At 34.9% G+C, this 18,274-nt stretch carries 22 protein-coding genes and 1 pseudogene; all 23 read left to right on the plus strand.

Annotation, left to right across the window (positions count from 1 at the left end; all coding sequences use genetic code 11):
- Position 1: 1 nt before the first annotated feature.
- Positions 2-712, plus strand: a complete 711-nt coding sequence (locus tag GH741_RS06855) for a demethylmenaquinone methyltransferase (RefSeq protein ID WP_153736048.1) — start codon at positions 2-4, stop codon at positions 710-712.
- A 24-nt stretch (positions 713-736) separates the two neighbouring features.
- Positions 737-1,711 carry a heptaprenyl diphosphate synthase component II gene (gene hepT, locus GH741_RS06860; RefSeq protein ID WP_153736049.1) on the plus strand — a complete coding sequence of 325 codons (975 nt, stop codon included), beginning with the start codon at positions 737-739 and terminating at the stop codon, positions 1,709-1,711.
- Positions 1,712-1,894: 183 nt separating this feature from the next.
- Positions 1,895-2,341, plus strand: coding sequence for a nucleoside-diphosphate kinase (gene ndk / locus GH741_RS06865; RefSeq protein WP_153736050.1), 447 nt, complete (start codon positions 1,895-1,897; stop codon positions 2,339-2,341).
- Positions 2,342-2,446: 105 nt separating this feature from the next.
- Positions 2,447-3,217 (plus strand): CheR family methyltransferase, encoded by a 771-nt coding sequence (locus tag GH741_RS06870; protein WP_153736051.1) that lies wholly within the window; start codon positions 2,447-2,449, stop codon positions 3,215-3,217.
- A 171-nt stretch (positions 3,218-3,388) separates the two neighbouring features.
- Positions 3,389-4,555: a chorismate synthase gene (gene aroC / locus GH741_RS06875; RefSeq protein ID WP_153736052.1), complete on the plus strand. Its 1,167-nt coding sequence runs from the start codon at positions 3,389-3,391 to the stop codon at positions 4,553-4,555.
- Positions 4,555-5,634, plus strand: a complete 1,080-nt coding sequence (gene aroB, locus GH741_RS06880; RefSeq protein WP_153736053.1) for a 3-dehydroquinate synthase — start codon at positions 4,555-4,557, stop codon at positions 5,632-5,634. Before aroC ends, aroB begins: the two co-directional genes overlap by 1 nt.
- Positions 5,631-6,011, plus strand: coding sequence for a chorismate mutase (gene aroH / locus GH741_RS06885; RefSeq protein WP_153736054.1), 381 nt, complete (start codon positions 5,631-5,633; stop codon positions 6,009-6,011). Before aroB ends, aroH begins: the two co-directional genes overlap by 4 nt.
- Positions 6,012-6,060: 49 nt before the next feature.
- Positions 6,061-7,167: a histidinol-phosphate transaminase gene (gene hisC, locus GH741_RS06890; RefSeq protein WP_153736055.1), complete on the plus strand. Its 1,107-nt coding sequence runs from the start codon at positions 6,061-6,063 to the stop codon at positions 7,165-7,167.
- A complete protein-coding gene (locus GH741_RS06895) occupies positions 7,164-8,264 on the plus strand; it encodes a prephenate dehydrogenase (protein WP_153736056.1) in 1,101 nt (366 codons plus the stop codon). The genes hisC and GH741_RS06895 overlap by 4 nt, the downstream gene beginning before the upstream one ends.
- A gap of 13 nt (positions 8,265-8,277) precedes the next feature.
- Positions 8,278-9,576 (plus strand): 3-phosphoshikimate 1-carboxyvinyltransferase, encoded by a 1,299-nt coding sequence (aroA, locus tag GH741_RS06900; RefSeq protein ID WP_153736057.1) that lies wholly within the window; start codon positions 8,278-8,280, stop codon positions 9,574-9,576.
- 51 nt (positions 9,577-9,627) lie between these two features.
- Positions 9,628-10,512 (plus strand): hypothetical protein, encoded by an 885-nt coding sequence (locus GH741_RS06905; RefSeq protein WP_153736058.1) that lies wholly within the window; start codon positions 9,628-9,630, stop codon positions 10,510-10,512.
- Between the two features lie 62 nt (positions 10,513-10,574).
- Positions 10,575-11,048 (plus strand): annotated as a pseudogene (locus GH741_RS22500) (tetratricopeptide repeat protein); the annotation flags it as partial.
- Positions 11,049-11,090: 42 nt separating this feature from the next.
- Complete coding sequence (locus tag GH741_RS22505) at positions 11,091-11,843, plus strand: tetratricopeptide repeat protein (protein ID WP_476693038.1); 753 nt, start codon at positions 11,091-11,093, stop codon at positions 11,841-11,843.
- A 35-nt stretch (positions 11,844-11,878) separates the two neighbouring features.
- Entirely contained in the window at positions 11,879-12,460 is a 582-nt protein-coding gene (locus tag GH741_RS06915; protein WP_153736060.1) for a ReoY family proteolytic degradation factor, read from the plus strand.
- A 104-nt stretch (positions 12,461-12,564) separates the two neighbouring features.
- Entirely contained in the window at positions 12,565-13,023 is a 459-nt protein-coding gene (locus GH741_RS06920) for a YpiF family protein (protein WP_153736061.1), read from the plus strand.
- 130 nt (positions 13,024-13,153) lie between these two features.
- Entirely contained in the window at positions 13,154-13,666 is a 513-nt protein-coding gene (locus tag GH741_RS06925) for a Rieske (2Fe-2S) protein (RefSeq protein WP_153736062.1), read from the plus strand.
- Positions 13,666-14,340 carry a menaquinol-cytochrome c reductase cytochrome b subunit gene (gene qcrB / locus GH741_RS06930; protein ID WP_153736063.1) on the plus strand — a complete coding sequence of 225 codons (675 nt, stop codon included), beginning with the start codon at positions 13,666-13,668 and terminating at the stop codon, positions 14,338-14,340. The genes GH741_RS06925 and qcrB overlap by 1 nt, the downstream gene beginning before the upstream one ends.
- Before the next feature lie 109 nt (positions 14,341-14,449).
- Positions 14,450-15,235 (plus strand): menaquinol-cytochrome c reductase cytochrome b/c subunit, encoded by a 786-nt coding sequence (locus GH741_RS06935; protein WP_338079287.1) that lies wholly within the window; start codon positions 14,450-14,452, stop codon positions 15,233-15,235.
- Positions 15,236-15,376: 141 nt separating this feature from the next.
- Positions 15,377-15,958, plus strand: a complete 582-nt coding sequence (gene lhaT / locus GH741_RS06940; protein ID WP_153736064.1) for a lipoprotein heptaprenylglyceryl N-acetyltransferase LhaT — start codon at positions 15,377-15,379, stop codon at positions 15,956-15,958.
- 76 nt (positions 15,959-16,034) lie between these two features.
- A complete protein-coding gene (locus tag GH741_RS06945) occupies positions 16,035-16,805 on the plus strand; it encodes a sporulation protein YpjB (RefSeq protein ID WP_153736065.1) in 771 nt (256 codons plus the stop codon).
- A 78-nt stretch (positions 16,806-16,883) separates the two neighbouring features.
- Entirely contained in the window at positions 16,884-17,570 is a 687-nt protein-coding gene (locus GH741_RS06950; RefSeq protein ID WP_153736066.1) for a zinc metallopeptidase, read from the plus strand.
- A gap of 188 nt (positions 17,571-17,758) precedes the next feature.
- Positions 17,759-17,884, plus strand: a complete 126-nt coding sequence (locus tag GH741_RS22085; RefSeq protein ID WP_276608216.1) for a hypothetical protein — start codon at positions 17,759-17,761, stop codon at positions 17,882-17,884.
- Complete coding sequence (locus GH741_RS06955; RefSeq protein WP_153736067.1) at positions 17,865-18,266, plus strand: hypothetical protein; 402 nt, start codon at positions 17,865-17,867, stop codon at positions 18,264-18,266. Before GH741_RS22085 ends, GH741_RS06955 begins: the two co-directional genes overlap by 20 nt.
- Positions 18,267-18,274 lie beyond the last annotated feature (8 nt).

An 18,274-nucleotide genomic window follows, 5' to 3' on the forward strand; every position in this document is an offset into this window, starting at 1 on the left:
TATGGAACAACAATCAAAAGAGGAACGAGTTCATCACGTATTCGAGAAAATATATAATAGATATGATTTTATGAATTCAATAATATCCTTTCAAAGACATCGAGCATGGAGAAAAGATGTAATGAAACGTATGGATGTTCCTGAAGGTTCAAATGCACTAGATGTTTGTTGCGGTACTGGTGATTGGTCTATTTCTTTGGCCAAGGCTGTTGGACAATCAGGTAAAGTAGTTGGTTTGGATTTTAGTCAAAATATGTTATCAGTTGGTAAACAAAAAAAAGAAGAGTTAGATTTGGACCATTTAGAGTTCGTTCATGGAAATGCAATGGAGTTACCATTTGAAGATAACTCATTTGACTATATTACTATCGGGTTTGGTCTGAGAAATGTACCAGATTATGTCCAAGTATTAAACGAAATGAGGAGAGTTGTGAAGCCTGGCGGGAAAGTGGTTTGCCTTGAAACTTCACAACCTACCATGATTGGATTTAGGCAACTGTATTATTTTTATTTTAGGTTCATCATGCCCATATTTGGAAGGCTTCTTGCAAAGAGTTATAATGAATATGCTTGGTTACATGAATCAGCAAAAGATTTTCCTGGAAAAAAAGAACTAAAAACAATGTTTGAAGAGGCTGGACTTCACAATATAATTGTCAAAAGTTATACTGGTGGTGTTGCAGCGATGCATATGGGTGAAAAACCTGTCTAAAATCATAAATTAAAGGTGAACTGAATGAAATTAGCAATGACCTATTCTTACTTGAAACAAGATCTCGATATAATTGAAGAGGCATTGAACCAAACGATACATGCAAAACACCCGGTTTTACGGGAAGCTTCTATACAACTTTTGAATGCAGGAGGAAAAAGACTTCGTCCTGTTTTTGTTTTGTTATCTGGTATGTTTGGTGATTATAATATTGAGAAGATAAAAACCGTAGCAGTATCTTTAGAGTTAATTCACATGGCTTCTCTTGTACACGATGATGTAATCGATGAATCTGAGTTACGTCGAGGTAAGCCGACTGTAAAAGCTAAATGGGACAATCGTATCGCTATGTATACCGGTGATTATATATTCGCTAGATCCTTAGAATATTTAACGTCTTTAGATAACTCACGTGCCCACAAAATCTTGGCTGAAACAATTGTGGAATTAACCATTGGTGAGATGGAACAAATAAAAGATAAATATGATTTGAATCAAAATGTAAGAAATTATTTTAGAAGAATTAAGCGAAAAACAGCATTATTAATATCTTCAAGTTGCCAACTGGGAGCGATTTCTACAAATGTCCAACCAAACCAAGAGAAGGCGCTTTACAGATATGGCTATTATATCGGAATGTCGTATCAAATTATTGACGATATTCTTGATTTCACATCTACTGAAGAACAATTGGGCAAACCGGCTGGAAGTGATTTGTTACAAGGTAACTTAACATTACCAGTACTTTACGCAATGGATAGCAGTTACCACTTTTCAAAACAAATTCAAGATTTATTTAATGATCCATCGACGTTGACCCAAGAGGATATTCAACCACTTTTGCAACAAATAAAAGATTCAGGTGCTATTGAACGATCTTTTGCTATAAGCAATAGGTACTTGGAAAAAGCATATGAATCAATAAAGGATTTACCAGATATTAAGGCTAAACAGATGCTTAAGGACATCGCTACTTACATTGGTAAAAGACAATCTTAAAATAGTTGTCTTTGTATTAATAATTTGATAAAATTCTTTTTATTAGCGCTTACATAACATAAACTTTTTGGCTAGGGTTTTCTCTTCCCACACTAATTTAAGTACATCCTCAGAATAACAGCGTTAGACCAGGATTTCGTTATTTAACGAGAAAACTATACATATTACTAAAGAGGTGGAAATATGGAGAAAACATTTGTAATGATTAAACCTGATGGTGTACAAAGAGGGCTAATCGGGGAGATAGTTGCACGATTCGAGACTAAAGGGTATAAACTAGCTGGCGCAAAATTAATGAATATTAGTAATACATTAGCTTCTGTCCATTATGGGGAGCATGAAGGCAAACCTTTTTATCCTGGTTTAGTTAAATTTATTACTTCTGGTCCTGTCTTTGCGATGGTATGGGAAGGCGAAAACGTTATTGCTGGAGCTCGCCAGATGATGGGGAAAACGAATCCACAGGAAGCGTTGCCAAGTACTATCCGAGGTGATTTTGGTTTAAGTGTTGGTAAAAACCTTATTCATGGTTCGGATTCACCTGAGAGTGCAGTACGAGAAATAGGATTATTCTTCAATGATTCTGAGTTAGTAGACTATCAAAAAGTTAACGAGAAATGGCTATATTAATATTTTTTTAAATACCTCGTCTATAAGGATGAGGTTTTTTCATGTATAATAAATTAAAATCTATTAACATAAATAGAAAAAAAGATAGTTAAGGGGAAAAGGAATATGGGGGACTATCAAGATTTCACTTTATCTGTAATGAAAAAGACTGGAATCGACCTGTCAATGTACAAAGAAGTTCAAATGAAAAGGAGATTAACCTCACTTCGAGAGAAAAGAGGATTCTCAAGTTTTGATACATATTTTAATGCAGTAACGACAAACAAAGAGTTATTTGACGAGTTTATCGATAGAGTGACTATTAACGTTTCCGAATTTTATAGAAATTATAACCGATGGACAATCCTTGAAAACAAAGTTTTACCGATGCTATTAAAAAAAACAAAGAAAATTAAAATATGGAGTGCTGCTTGCTCTACAGGTGAAGAACCTTATACCATTGCTATGATTTTAAGCAAGTTAGTAAATTTGAACTCAATCGATATTATAGCCACTGATATAGATGAAAAAGTACTTTCTTATGCAAGAAAAGGCGTATATGCAGAACGTGCTTTAAAAGAAGTGCCAATTTCAATGAAGAAGACCTTTTTTACACAAGATGGTGTAAGTTATAAAATTGATGACAGAATAAAAAACTGTGTTACGTTTAAAAAGCACAACCTATTATCAGATTCATATTCCAATAACTTTGACTTGATAGTTTGCAGAAATGTTCTAATCTACTTTACTGAAGATGCAAAACATGTAATCTATAATAAATTTAGTAAATCATTAAATCCAGAAGGTATTTTTTTTGTTGGAAGCACAGAACAAATATTTAGTCCAGAACGTTATGGATTAAGAGTTTATGACACATTTTTCTATCAAAAGAAGTAGCCTTAACCAACGAAGTATTAACTTATGAACCACCTTGTAGGGAAGGTGGTTCATAAATTTTTGAATTTCTATTTTTCTAAAAAATCTAAAAATGTAGCGTTTAAATGAACACAAGATAAATAAGGTATGATATAGTAGTACAAAATTATTATAATAAATGGAGGTAAATACATGCGCTACTTAACTGCAGGAGAATCACATGGTAAACAATTAACTACTATTGTAGAAGGTGTTCCTTCTTTAATGCCTCTAACAAAGGAAAATATAAATGAATCTTTACTAAGAAGGCAAAAAGGGCATGGTCGCGGTAAGCGAATGCAAATTGAGAAAGATTTAGTTGATATTGCTGGTGGAGTAAGACATGGGTATTCGTTAGGGTCACCAATTGCAATGGTCATACATAACGATGATTTTAAACACTGGGAAGATATTATGGGTGAGGATCCAATTTCTGATGATCAAGATATCCGTAGAAAGGTAACGAGGCCACGTCCTGGTCACGCTGATTTAAATGGTGCAATAAAATACGGACACCGTGACATGCGTAATATTCTTGAGAGATCTTCTGCTCGTGAAACTGCAGCTCGTGTTGCGGCTGGCGCTGTCGCAAAAACTCTTTTAGCTGAATTAGATATTCACATCATTGGATATGTAAGAGAAATAGCAGGGATAAAGGCTGAAGAATTCCCTGAAATGAGTATGTCAGATAGAGCTCAAATTTCCGAAGAATCACCAGTACGAAGCTTGGATCCTAAAGCTAGTCAACAAATGATGGACGCTATTGATCTGGCTAAAAAAGATGGAGATTCAATTGGTGGCGTTTGTGAAGTTTATGTTGAAGGAATGCCTGCTGGAATAGGGTCCTACGTTCACTATGATCGTAAATTAGATGGTAGAATAGCGGGTGCTGTTTCAAGCATTAACGCTTTTAAGGGTGTTGAATTTGGAATTGGCTTTGAGGCTGCTAGAAGGAATGGTAGCCAAGTACACGATGAAATAGCTTGGGATAAAGAGAGAGGGTACTACAGGAAAACAAATAGGTTAGGTGGCTTCGAAGGCGGCATGACCACTGGAATGCCAATTGTAGTTAAGGGTGTAATGAAGCCTATTCCTACATTATACAAACCATTACAAAGTGTTGATATTGAAACAAAAGAACCGTTTAATGCAAGCATTGAACGCTCAGATTCCTGTGCAGTACCTGCTGCTGCTGTAGTGATGGAACATGTTGTCGCATTTGAATTGGCAAAAGCAGTACTAGAGCAATTTCCACATGATCAATTTCCGAAACTAAAGGCTGCTATTAATGATTACAGAGAAGAAATAAGGTGTTTTTAATGAATTCTTTAACCATTGATACAAGTACCAACAAATACAATGTGTTTGTTGGTACTAAATTGCGTTTCAAAACAGCTTCCTTCCTGGAAAAACAATACAAAAACATATTAATTGTTACAGATGATCAAGTTGCAAATCATTACTTAGATGATGTTAAAAACTCATTTAGTACTGAAATAAATCTTTATTCTGTTGTTGTACCTGCTGGAGAGTCCTCTAAAAGCCAAGAACAATACTTCAACGTTATATCTAGAGCAATAGAGGTCGGTTTAGATAGACAATCATTAATCATTGCATTAGGTGGAGGAATGGTTGGAGATCTAGCCGGTTTTGCTGCATCGACTTATATGAGAGGCATTGATTATATTCAGGTTCCAACGTCTATTTTAGCCCATGATAGTAGTGTTGGCGGGAAAGTGGCCATTAATCATACAGAAGGAAAGAATCTGATTGGAAGTTTTTATCCACCACAAGCTGTTATTTATGACGTAGAAACACTCCATTCACTTCCTGAAAAAGAAGTTCGGTCAGGCTATGCCGAAATAGTGAAACATGGACTAATTAGTGATGAAATTTTCTTTCATCAAGTACTTGATACAAAACTGTCATCTAAAATACCTGATGAAGTGCTTACAGACCATTTATTAAAAGGGATAAATGTAAAGGCAACAATCGTTCAAAATGATGAAAAAGAAAATAATGTTCGCAAATATTTAAATTTTGGCCATACACTGGGGCATGCATTAGAAGCAAATTTAGGGTACGGTCAAATTACTCATGGAGAAGCAGTTGCTATTGGAATGTTATTTGCCCTTCGTGTTAGTGAAAAAGTTTATGGAGTTAAACTCCCTTATCAACCTCTACATAACTGGTTAGTTACAAATAACTATCCATTACACTTACCGACACAAGAAATTGATCCATTAGTAAACCGCATGAAAAAAGATAAGAAATCAATAAATAACCTAGTTCAAATGGTCTTGTTAAAATCAGTGGGCCAACCAACTGTTGAGAAAATAGAAGATGAGTTATTAAAAAGTGAATTAGATGAATTTATGAGAGAGTTGGTGAATCATTGATTAGAGGCATACGTGGAGCCACTACGGTTCATGAAAATCTTGAAAACAGTATTGTGAAAAACACTAAAATATTAGTTGAGGAAATGGTTCATACTAACCAAGTAGTTCCTGAAGATATAGCATCTGTATTAATATCAGTAACCCCAGATATCAATAATGGATTTCCTGCTAAAGCATTGAGGTTAATAGACGGTTGGACATATGTACCTGTTATGTGTATGAAGGAAATAGAAGTTCCAAACAGTCTTGAGAAATGTATTAGAGTTATGATGACAGTGAATACCGAGAGAAAACAAAACGAAATCATTCATATATATCAAAATGAAGCAAGGAAACTTCGTCCAGATTTATCACAAACTAATAAAAATTCTAATTAAAATGATTGAATAATTACCCTCTATTGGTATAGAGATAGGAGAGAATTGCATGCAAGGCAAAGAAATATTTAAACAAATGACCCCTTATAAACCAGGCAAACAGATAGAGGATGTAAAAAAAGAGTACGGACTAGACAAAATTGTTAAGTTAGCATCAAATGAAAATCCTTTTGGTTATTCCAACAAAGTTAAAGAGACAATTTCAAATTTCATCAGAAATATAGAGATTTATCCAGATGGAAATTCAACTGAGTTGAGAAATGCTCTTTCAGAAAAACTTGGAGTAGCTGGTGATCAGTTGGTATTCGGTTGTGGTTCTGATGAAGTAGTTGATATTATTTGTCGTACATACCTGGAGGCTGGTCTGAACACTGTTATGGCAACACCGACCTTTCCACAATATCAACATAATGCCCTAATTCAAGGTGCTGAAATTAGAGAAGTTTCCCTAGTTAATGGATATCACGATCTAAATGGCATGCTAGATGAAATCGACAAGGATACTAAAATAGTATGGCTTTGTACACCTAACAATCCAACCGGATGTTTGATTAATAAGGCTGACTTTGAAAAATTTATGCAGACGTGCCCCTCTGATGTCTTGGTGGTAATTGATGAGGCCTATTTTGAATACATTGAAACAAGTAATTTACCAAATACCATTCAAGCATTAAATAACTATCAAAACCTTATTGTTTTGCGTACTTTTTCAAAGGCCTATGGATTAGCTGGGCTAAGAATTGGTTATGGAGTTGCAAATAAAGAGATAATAAGTTTATTAAATATAACTAGAGGACCATTTAATACGACAACTGTGGCTCAAGGGTCTGCTCTTGTAGCATTGAATGACCAAGAGTTCCTTCATGGGACTGTTAGTAAGACAATTGAAAACAAAAATTTATTCTTGCAATTTTGTGATAGATTAGGATTAGATTATTATGACTCAGAAACCAATTTTGTATTTGTAAAACTACCCGTAAGTGGTGATGAAATGTTTGAGTATTTACTCTCTAAAGGATATATCGTTCGTTCCGGTGAAGCCTTAGGACATCCAAACGGCGTTCGAATTACAATTGGGAAAAAAGAAGATATGGAAAAAATACAAAGACTAATTGAAGAGTATTTAACTGCTCGTAAAGAGGAGAATACAAATTGAAAGAAACAATTGTAGTAGCGGGCCTTGGATTAATTGGTGGCTCGCTCGCAACAAATCTCAAACAAACGAGCAATCATCACCTAATCGGATATGACGTTAATAAAAAAACATTAGATTATTGTTTAATTAATGGAATTATTGATGAAGCAATTGAGGATTTTGAAACGGCTGTCCTAATGGCGGACTATCTTATTCTAGCTGCACCTGTATCAAAAACTGTAGAATTAATAGCTAAATTGAATACTGTCAATTTCAGAAAGCCGATTATTATAACGGACGTTTCCTCTGTAAAAGCTCCAATTATGGAAGCTGCTAATAAGTTGACATCTAATTTCATTACTTTTATTGGTGGTCACCCAATGGCTGGGTCACACAAAAAGGGAATTCAAGCTGCAAAGGGGCATTTGTTTGAAAATGCAATCTACATATTAACACCAATCCATTCTTGTCCTCCCGAAAAAATTGAACAACTTAAAACTATATTGCAAGGTACTAGTAGTAAATTTCTTATCTTAGAACCGAAGGAACATGATGAAATGACTAGTGTCATTTCACATTTCCCACATTTAATTGCTTCTTCACTAGTGCACCAGGCTAAATCTTGGCAAAAAACACATGCCCACATTCCTAAATTAGCTGCAGGTGGATTTCGCGATATTACTAGAATAGCATCTAGTAATCCTGCGATGTGGCAGGATATATTCTTTCATAATAGACATGGAATAAGTAACCTATTAAATGATTGGATCTTAGAAATGACGTCACTAAAGAATCTATTAGAGACAGGTGACAAAATTTCAATGTATCATTACCTAGAACAAGCTAAGGAATATAGGGATGGTCTAGATGCTAAAGAAAAAGGTGCTATTCCTTCCTTTTATGATTTATACGTAGATATTCACGACCAGCCTGGAGCACTATTGCGAGTAATTGAATTACTAGCGAAGCAGGAAATTAGTATTAATAACATAGAAATTTTAGAAATACGAGAAGGAATAACAGGTGTATTAAGATTAAGTTTTCAAAGTAAAAGTGCACAAGAGAAAAGTAACTATATATTAAAAGATCAAGGTTATGAAACTATGGTCGGAGATTGAGGTGCAATAGATAATGAGTATAAAAATCTTAAAACCTGTACATAGACCTTTGCTAGGCGTAATGGAGGTGCCTGGAGATAAATCAATTTCTCACCGGGCAATTATATTTGGTTCCTTAGCTAACGGCATAACAACTGTTTCTCATTTTTTAGACGGCGAAGACTGCTTGAGAACAATTGCTGCTTTTCAAGCGATGGGGGTATCAATAGAGGTACAAGGACATACCGTTACCATCCACGGGCAAGGACTAGCGGGGTTGAAAGAGCCAAAGCAGCCTATATATTTGGGGAACTCAGGTACTACAGCAAGGCTGTTAATAGGAGTACTAGCGGGACTTCCATATCACTTCACTCTTTATGGAGATGATTCATTAACTATCCGACCAATGGATCGAGTTGCTATACCAGTATCAGAAATGGGGGCAATTATTGACGGTCGTGATAATGGTAAGTACTTACCTCTTTCAATTAGGGGAGGAATACTAAAGAGTATTTCTTTTGAAACACCAATTAAAAGTGCTCAAGTTAAATCGGGGGTATTACTAGCAGGTTTGTTGGCAGAAGGTATCACTGAGGTGACGGAGAGAACAACAACAAGAGATCATACAGAGAACATGTTACTAGCCTTTGGAGGTCGAGTTACAAAAGAACAAGACAAGATTAGCATCAAAGGGAAACAACGCCTTGAGGGTACTTCTATTCAAGTCCCTGGTGATATTTCATCAGCAGCATTCTTCCTAGTTGCAGCTGCAATATCCAAGGGGAGTAATTTAACGATTAATAACGTCGGCCTTAACCCCACCCGAACTGGTATTATTGATGTACTAAAAAAAATGGGTGCAGATATAACCATAGTTGAGGAAAAGTTGATTGGTGGGGAGCCTATTGGTTCTATTTCAATCAAATCTTCTTCTTTAAAAGGGACTGTCATCGAAGGCGATATTATCCCTCGAATGATAGATGAAATACCAATTATTGCCTTATTGGCTTCACAAGCAGAAGGTGAAACTATCATACGTGATGCAGAGGAACTAAGATATAAAGAGACTGATCGTATTGAATCTGTTGTAAAAACTATGCAGGCCTTTGGAGTTAAAATTGAGGGTACATCTGATGGAATGATTATTGCTGGTGAAAGCTCATTACAAGGTGCTGAAGTGGATTCCTATGGAGATCACCGAATTGGTATGATGATTGCGGTAGCATCACTAATAGCAAATGGACCTGTAACCTTAGAGAATGCAGAATGTATAGCTGTTTCGTATCCAAAATTTTTCAGTGATTTAGAAGAAATTTTAAAAACATCATCATAGTATTGTAAAAACCTTCATACTTTGTAGAAATCCATAAGGAGAGGATAAAGTATGGGGGTTTACTATTTTCGGAGTGATTATGTTTTTGAGGAAGATAAATGGATAAGTAAAAGTATTCAGGTTGAAAATGAAAGAATTGTAATTACACAAATAAATAAACAACGAACTATAGAAATGAACGTTGATAAATTCTGGATTGGTCCTGGTAAAGTGTATATAGATTATGAAGAGCCTTTATATGACCGGAAATTTGTTGACAATACGGTAAATAAATATATATATAGAGGGTGTACACTGCTAATCTGTCAATTGCCAATAAGGAGTTATATACATTTCAAAAGGAAATTTGAACAGTTTAGAGAACACCTTTCCTCTCTCCCGATTGACTACATGATTGTACCTCGAATTCCTACACATTTATTGCAGCCTGATATAATTAAATTCTTTGGTACAAAAAAAATGCCATTTGTTTTAATAGACACCAATAGTAAACACGAGTTATTAAAAGTTAAATGGGAATGGCTTGAGTCGGCGCAATACTTTTCTGGTATTCCGTTTGTTCTTCACAAAGACGGATCAAAGAATAAACGTAAAGAACTAACATCCACATGGTCTTCCATTTGTAAAAAGTATCGGATTAATACAATAGAAGAGAACATCTCTGAATATCCTCTTTCAAAAGAAACACTTCGACAAACAGGAATTTCCCCATTCAAAGGCGAATTTTTACATCAAAGTAGTGCCGACTACAACTTATTTGAGATGGATGAAATCCCATCCGTTGATGAACGACCAAAATTCAGATATCATAAAGCTATCCCAGTGGTTACTGTTTCTAAGGGAGAAGTGATTAAATACAATCACTTAATACATCCAGAAAAAGCTAAAGGTGAACTAAAACAGGTGTCTATACCCAATCACTTTATTTCAACTTAAAAGGGTTATTTAGACAAGTGTATAGTGCTTATAAGTAAGTTAGATTTGGAAGGACGGATAATAACATGGAAGAAATACATGAGGCAATAACACTAATGGAACAGAATAAAACAGAGGACGCAATAAAAAAATTAGAACAATTTTTACCTCGTGCAGACGAAGAAGAGAAGTTTACCGTTGCAGAGCTTTATATGCAATGGGGTATGCTCGAAGAAGCCAAGTTTATTTTATTAGAGCTTTCTGAGCAGTATCCGAATGAGTCTGAGCTTAAAGTAATGCTCGCTGATATTCATATTGATTTACAAGAGGATGATGAGGCGATCACTATTTTAAATCGATTAACATCCGACGATGAAGAGTATATAGGGGCTTTAATACAACTTGCTGATTTATATCAGACGCAGGGATTGTTTGAGGTTGCTGAACAGAAGCTGTTGGAGGCTAAGACTGCTGATCCATTAGAACCTCTAATTGATTTTGCTTTAGCAGAATTGTCTTTCTCTAATGGTGAATACATTAAATCGATACCATACTATGAAAAAGCTTATCATGTTCAAGAAGTAATTGCAGACATTGAAATTGGAGTAAGACTTGCTGAAGCGTATGCATCGACTGGGGAGTTTGAAAAAGCATTTGAGTTTTTCCAAGCTAGTCAAAATGAAGATCCAGATAGTCTTTTCCGTTACGGATTTATTGCATATCGTTCAGATCGGTTAGATATATCAATTAAAGTTTGGGAACAGTTAATCGAAAAAGACCCTAACTACCAGTCAGTATATTTATATTTAGCCCAATCATATGAACTCGAAGGTATGGTTGAAGAGGCCTTTGAAACAGCGAAAAAGGGATTGAAAGTTGATGAGTTTAATAAAGAGTTATTTCATTTAGCAGGCGTATTAGCTCGTAAACTTGGACATAGGGAAGACAGTTATCAATTAGTACGGGAAGCCGTTGCGATTGATCCGGGATTTAAAGAAGCTGTTTTATTTTTAATTGAAAATTATAAGGAAGAACACAATCTGGATGCAATTATTGAGTTACTAACACACTTAATCGATTTAGGGGAAGAGGATGCTAACTATAATTGGGAACTTGCAAAGGCTTATAATGAAATAGAATCATATGATGATGCATTAAACCATTATAAAGATGCATACAATAACTTTAAAGATGATACTGATTTTCTAAAAGAATATGGATATTTCCTAATTGAAGAAGGGAGGATAGATGAAGCTAAGGCTACCTTTTCAAGATACCTAACAATTGAACCAACTGATAATGAAGTTGCTGAATATGTAAGTCGTTTAAAACAAAATGAAGATAGCTTGTGAATATAAGTCTCTTTTAACTAGGAGGGGACAGAAATTTGAATACTTCTGTTTCAATTAAAGAAAAGAAAGAGTTTATTCGTTGGTTTTTAAGTAATTATCAGTTAAAAAGAAGAGAAAGCGTTTGGATATTAAACTACTTAATAAATCACGATTCATTGTTAAAGAATGTTCATTTTATTAGAGAAGCACGTTATTGTCCGAGAGGAATCGTAATCTCAACTCACTGCTCAAAGGATGTTCCTTTCCGTTTTTATAAAAATCATATTGTTACAACAGATGCAGAAAAGTCCTTTCATGATATTAGACTTAATCGAAATGATGCCATTTATATCCAGTTAAGCTTTAAAAATGCAAATCAATGCCCTTCCTATGTGGCGGTATTGGAAGAAAACCCCTTTCTGCCAGATGACTATTTCATTACTGAGAAAGATCAAAAGCTAGCGAAAGAATTATTAGATACATCCATATTTGATTACCAAAGAGTTATCCTCCAATTAAAGATTGACAATGCTCTAGACAATCGAGATGAGAATGAATTTAAAAAATATTCTGAACAGCTGTATGATCTTGAACAAAAATTTAATAAAACTACTCATTTGCCTAAAATAGAAAAATAATCAATAAAAAAAGAAACGAATTTCTCATTTATGAGTGAAATTCGTTTTTTCTTGTGATAAATTTAATAAATAGATAAATAATAGAATAAGGTGGAGTTGAAACAATGAGATGGCAAGAAGAAGATATAGACCTGTACATAGGTGCTAAAGAGTACGTAGACACGCTTTTGATACCTTTGATGCCACTATCTATGGATGATAAATTTGATATTAATAAATTAACAGTTCAGGGTGAGTTACTAACTATCTTTGCTAATGAAATTGAAAAACAGTTTAAGGGAAGAATTTTTTTGATGCCTACTTATAACTATATGTTCAATGAAGAAAGTAGTCTTGAGTTAACTCGATTGAATAATTGGGTTGATAAAATAGAAGCAAATCCTTTTAAACACATATTTTTATTAACCCTAGATCACCAGTGGAAAAAACATGAAAGAGATTTAGCCGGAAATTTGTTATGGTTTCCAGCAATTCAATCAGGAAATGTTTCGTCTAAAGAAAGCCAAGTAATTATAAAAGATCAAATTAATCAGCTAAGTGAATTAATTAGGTCCTATTGGTAGACAAAATAGTCTGTTTTGTAGAGATAATTTATTGACCGGATTAATACTTTGCGCTATCATGGTAATGTCCTAGTAAACTGTGAGAAAAAAATACCATGAAGGTTGTATAAAGCACAGAGGGGGGTAAAAGATGAGTGAAAAGAAGCAACAAGTATCGCGCCGCCAATTTTTAAATTACACACTTACGGGTGTTGGTGGATTTATGGCAGCTGGAATGCTTGCACCAATGGTTAGATTTGCAATTGACCCAGTTCTACAACCGGCCGCACAAGGAAACTACCAAGCCGTTGCCCAGTTGGACGAGATTACAAATGAACCTCAACGATTTGATTGGACGATGGATCAAGTTGATGGATGGTATGAATCTACAGTAACAAAAAGTGCATGGGTGTATAGAAATGATAATGATGAAATTATAGCTCTTTCTCCTGTATGTAAGCATCTTGGATGTTTTGTTTCTTGGGCAGGAAGTGAAGACTATCCTGATCAATTTTTTTGTCCATGTCACGATGGACGTTATTTCAAAGATGGTGAAAACGTACCAGGTACACCACCAGCTGCGCCTTTAGATGAATATGAATTTAAAACTGAAGAAGGAACTTTGTACCTTGGAAAAGCTAAGCCGAAAGGAGGCGTAATTTAATGCTACAAAAAATTTATGATTGGGTAGACGAGCGTGTTGATATTACGCCTTTGTGGCGAGATATTGCGGACCATGAAGTACCAGAGCACGTTAATCCAGCGCATAATTTCTCAGCATTTGTATATTGTTTCGGAGGCTTAACATTCTTCGTCACTGTTATCCAAATCTTATCAGGAATGTTTTTGACCATGTATTATGTTCCTGATATTGAGAATGCATGGAGATCTGTTTATTATTTACAAACACAAGTCGCTCATGGACAAATTGTTCGTGGTATGCACCACTGGGGTGCGAGTGTAGTAATTGTAATGTTGTTTTTACATACATTGCGTGTCTTTTTTCAAGGAGCGTACAAAAAACCACGTGAACTTAATTGGATCGTTGGTGTGTTAATCTTCTTTATTATGCTTGGATTAGGATTAACAGGATACTTGCTTCCTTGGGATAACAAGGCGTATTTTGCTACAGTTGTTACACTTGAGATAGCAGAAGGCATTCCATATATTGGAGAGATGACTAAAACATTACTTGCCGGTCACCCTGAAATTGTAGGGGCTCAAACATTAACAAGATTCTTCGCTATTCATGTGTTTTTCTTACCTGCAGCGTTGTTCGCTTTAATGGCGGTTCACTTTATTCTGATACGTAAACAGGGTATTTCAGGACCGATGTAAGTTTAGGTTTTATACTTTAGGTTTACGGAAAACAGTATAAAATTAACTTTGACTAAAACTATTAAAGGTCGAGGCGAATGCCGAGTATTTCTAATAAGGAGGGAAAGCAGTGAAAAAGGGTAAAGGGATGAAGTTTGTTGGCGATTCCCGTATAACTGCCGAAAAAGTAAGATTTATACCTAAAGACTACTCAGAATACCCTGGAAAAACGGAAGCTTTCTGGCCGAACTTTCTTTTAAAAGAATGGTTAGCCGGTTCTGTATTCCTTGTTGGATTTTTATGTCTAGTCTTAGCACATCCTGCTCCACTTGAGGGACCAGCGGATCCAACGGATGCTGCATATTTACCATTACCAGACTGGTATTTCTTATTTTTATATCAACTTTTAAAATATAAATTTGCAAGTGCGCAATACTTTGTTATCGGTGCACTAGTTATGCCTGGTCTTGCTTTTGGTGGTCTTATGCTAGCTCCTTTTCTTGATAAAGGTAAAGGAAGAAGACCAAACAAACGACCAATTTCTGTTAGTTTAATGCTACTCGGTATTATAGCTGTATTTTGGTTAACTTGGGAAGCAGCATCTCATGTAGATTGGGAAGCAAAAGCAGAAGAGAATAGGCCAATACCGCCAGGTTCAACAGTCGAAATTGATACTGAGGACCCAGGTTATGCCGTTTATGAAAATAACTGTTTATCTTGTCATGGTGGTCAGCTTGAAGGTGTTGCCGGACCAGCATTGATAGGAATGGAGTACAGTGTTGAAGAGATAAAACAAATTGCTGTAGAAGGTATCGGTGATATGCCTCCTGGTCAATTTAATGGAACTGAAGAAGAGTTACAACAACTTGCTGAGTTTATTGTTGCTACTAATGAACAAGCGGCTGAAGATCATTAAAATTAATTTTAACCCTCGTCGAATTATTGACGGGGGTTAATTTTACATTTTATTATGTCTTTAGCTAGTTTTTATTAGTTGATTTTTATACAGCATTTCCATATATACTTTATGTATATGTGACTAGAGAGGATGATAAAAATGATTAAACAAATGTTACTTAATCGCACATTTTTAATGCTATTATTGATAATTAATATATTTGGAACTATATACGGGTATATATGGTATGAAGGACAATTAACTATAACTCCTGCTAAATTTTTAATCTTTGTTCCGGATAGTCCTACGGCTAGTTTATTTTTCGTTATATTTTTATTATTTTTTTTAAAAGGAAAAAACGTTCCTTATATTGAAGCATTAGCTATTATTACACTATTTAAATATGGGATATGGGCTGTTGGGATGAACATATTAACATTAATTGTGAGTGGCCATTTATCCTGGGCCGGCTATATGTTAATTGCTTCTCACGGTGCTATGGCAATTCAAGGTTTACTATATTCACCATTTTATAAAATTAAGATGAGACACCTTATTGTTGCAGCTATATGGACGCTACATAACGATTTTATTGATTATGTCTTCGGTATGATGCCTAGGTATTCTACTTTATCTGATTATATGAACCAAATTGGTTATTTTACTTTTTGGCTTAGTATTGTTTCGATAGGCGTAGCCTATTTTTTGTCAGTAAAAAAGAATACTCCTACTCTTAAATAACATGAAAAAATGATGGTCTAAACTTGTCTCCTCTATCATACATTGACAAAGAGAATGTACGTGAGAGGAGATCTCTATGAATATAAAGAAAAAACTATTACTAATAGTTGTCCTAATAGGAGTATGCCTTGGTATAGGGAATCATCTTTCCTTAAAAACAATACTAGCTCACCATACAGATTTAAGTGAGACACTTTTCCAGTACGAAAGGTATATTGCAGAGGAAAGATTTGATAAGGCAAGCTTGCTGTTATCTGAACATAAAGAAGAGATATCAGAGCTTATTGTAAACGAAGTACCAGAGGACTTACAAAATGATTTCTTCTCGTTACTGGATGAGAATTTATCAGCCGCAAGTGATGAATCAATTGACAAACAAACAAAACAAAATCACGCATTGTCCTTACTATTAGCGATTGACTCAATTAATAATGAAAATTCGCTTATTGTAAAGAAATGGAAGTCAACCTTAGAGGATTCAATAAGTACAATCCTTGAAGGTGAAAATGTGACAGACGAGCAAATTAGGCAAATAACTACTAACTGGGACATTATGAAACTATCCATGGCGTCAATATTAACTGACGAAGAATATACCCAGTTGGATAAAACATATAGCAATTTAGCAAAAGTTCCTACAGAATCAAATAAATCTGAACAACTCGAAGTAACCTTCAGTCAGATGAACGAAACAGTGATCAGTGATGTGGACAATGAAGAGGATGGATTAACATTTACTTGGATGATTTTAATTGTAGGCGGTTTTATAACCCTTACATTATCTTATGTTGGTTGGCAAAAATATAAAGGCGAGAAGAAAAAACGTCAGAAACAAACCTTAAATTAATTTTGTTGACTATTTGCTTATCTTTGACTAAAATTGACCTATATTAGAAGAGATAAATAACAATGGAGGAATGCATAGATGTTCTCATCATTAGGTGGTTATCTTATTTACATCGCGCTTTTATTAATTGTACCATTATGGGCGCAATCAAGAGTAAAAAAGACCTACAAAAAGTATTCAAAAGTTGCCACTTCTTCATTTATGACAGGTTCACAGGTTGCTCGTAAAATATTGGACGACAATGGATTATTTAATGTAACTATAGAAGAAACAAAAGGAAAATTATCCGATCACTATGATCCAAGAAAAAAAGTGGTCCGTTTATCAAGTGATAATTATCATGGACACTCAATGGCATCTTCCGCTATTTCAGCACATGAAGTAGGTCATGCTATTCAAGATGCAGAGGCATATGCGTTTCTTCGTTTTAGACATTCGCTAGTGCCAATGGCAAACCTTGGCTCTAATATGTCCTTTATTTTAATTCTAGCTGGTATTTTTATGGATATGATGAACCTAATCTTAGCAGGTATTGTATTTATGTCCTTTGCAGTTTTGTTCCAGTTAGTGACATTACCTGTTGAGTTTAATGCTTCAAATCGAGCAATGGGACAACTCGTGTCTAGTGGAATTATTCGAAACAACGAAGAGAGACAAACGAAAAAAGTTTTGAATGCTGCAGCTCTTACTTATGTGGCAGCTGCTTTAGTAGCACTTGCAGAACTGATTAGATTTATTCTAATGTTCGTTGTATCTGATGATTAAATAAGTGGTTATTCTATTAGCATAATTTAGCAGGTGACGATATCGTCACCTGCTTTTTTTCATGCAATCAAGTAATAAAATACATATAAATAATAATGGTATTATTTAAATAGCACTATTCGACATAAATTTCATAAAATTCAAGAATAATGCAAATAATTAGTATCAAAGAGACCGGGGGAATGCTCATGTTGGATTTTTTAAACATCAAAAACATGTCGGACGAAGAGATTTTAAAGGCAATTGTTTTTGTTGCTCCATTTTTTCAACAAATAGCCAAAGAAGATTTTATGATTGACGTTTGTACCTATTAAGTCAGGGGACCCTCTTTCAAAGGATGATCAAGTAAAACAAGGAGCGCTCAATGGCAGAACAATGGCGGGAAGACCTCCATTTAGTGTCTATGGAATCCACTTTTATGGCAAAGCAATGCCCATTCATAACGGAAACGGTAATATTATTGGCGCTTTGGGCATTGGCTACAATATTGAGGATATTGTTGCTATCGAGGAAACAATTAAACAACTTGAGGCTGTTTCAAATGAACTTAACGGCTACACTGAGGAAATAGAAAAGTCAGCAGAATTGCTAAGTAACAACAACGAAGAATTATTAAAAAAATCCTCTCTTAGGAAAATGGAACCTAATAATAATAGAGATCAAACTTTAGTATTGTTTGATCTCTTTTTAAAATAACGCTATTT

Origin of the sequence: Aquibacillus halophilus (assembly GCF_009649745.1) — a bacterium.
In the GTDB taxonomy this organism is placed as follows: domain Bacteria; phylum Bacillota; class Bacilli; order Bacillales; family Amphibacillaceae; genus Aquibacillus; species Aquibacillus halophilus.

Bases quoted from the DNA above. Each gene is read 5' to 3' on its own strand.
- qcrB (WP_153736063.1), top strand. From the start codon at position 13,666: ATGCTACAAAAAATTTATGATTGGGTAGACGAGCGTGTTGATATTACG.
- lhaT (WP_153736064.1), top strand. From the start codon at position 15,377: ATGATTAAACAAATGTTACTTAATCGCACATTTTTAATGCTATTATTG.
- GH741_RS06905 (WP_153736058.1), top strand. From the start codon at position 9,628: ATGGGGGTTTACTATTTTCGGAGTGATTATGTTTTTGAGGAAGATAAA.
- GH741_RS06925 (WP_153736062.1), top strand. From the start codon at position 13,154: ATGAGTGAAAAGAAGCAACAAGTATCGCGCCGCCAATTTTTAAATTAC.
- GH741_RS06945 (WP_153736065.1), top strand. From the start codon at position 16,035: ATGAATATAAAGAAAAAACTATTACTAATAGTTGTCCTAATAGGAGTA.
- ndk (WP_153736050.1), top strand. From the start codon at position 1,895: ATGGAGAAAACATTTGTAATGATTAAACCTGATGGTGTACAAAGAGGG.
- hisC (WP_153736055.1), top strand. From the start codon at position 6,061: ATGCAAGGCAAAGAAATATTTAAACAAATGACCCCTTATAAACCAGGC.
- GH741_RS06870 (WP_153736051.1), top strand. From the start codon at position 2,447: ATGGGGGACTATCAAGATTTCACTTTATCTGTAATGAAAAAGACTGGA.
- GH741_RS22085 (WP_276608216.1), top strand. From the start codon at position 17,759: ATGTTGGATTTTTTAAACATCAAAAACATGTCGGACGAAGAGATTTTA.
- GH741_RS06855 (WP_153736048.1), top strand. From the start codon at position 2: ATGGAACAACAATCAAAAGAGGAACGAGTTCATCACGTATTCGAGAAA.
- aroB (WP_153736053.1), top strand. From the start codon at position 4,555: ATGAATTCTTTAACCATTGATACAAGTACCAACAAATACAATGTGTTT.
- aroC (WP_153736052.1), top strand. From the start codon at position 3,389: ATGCGCTACTTAACTGCAGGAGAATCACATGGTAAACAATTAACTACT.
- GH741_RS06920 (WP_153736061.1), top strand. From the start codon at position 12,565: ATGAGATGGCAAGAAGAAGATATAGACCTGTACATAGGTGCTAAAGAG.
- aroA (WP_153736057.1), top strand. From the start codon at position 8,278: ATGAGTATAAAAATCTTAAAACCTGTACATAGACCTTTGCTAGGCGTA.
- GH741_RS06950 (WP_153736066.1), top strand. From the start codon at position 16,884: ATGTTCTCATCATTAGGTGGTTATCTTATTTACATCGCGCTTTTATTA.
- hepT (WP_153736049.1), top strand. From the start codon at position 737: ATGAAATTAGCAATGACCTATTCTTACTTGAAACAAGATCTCGATATA.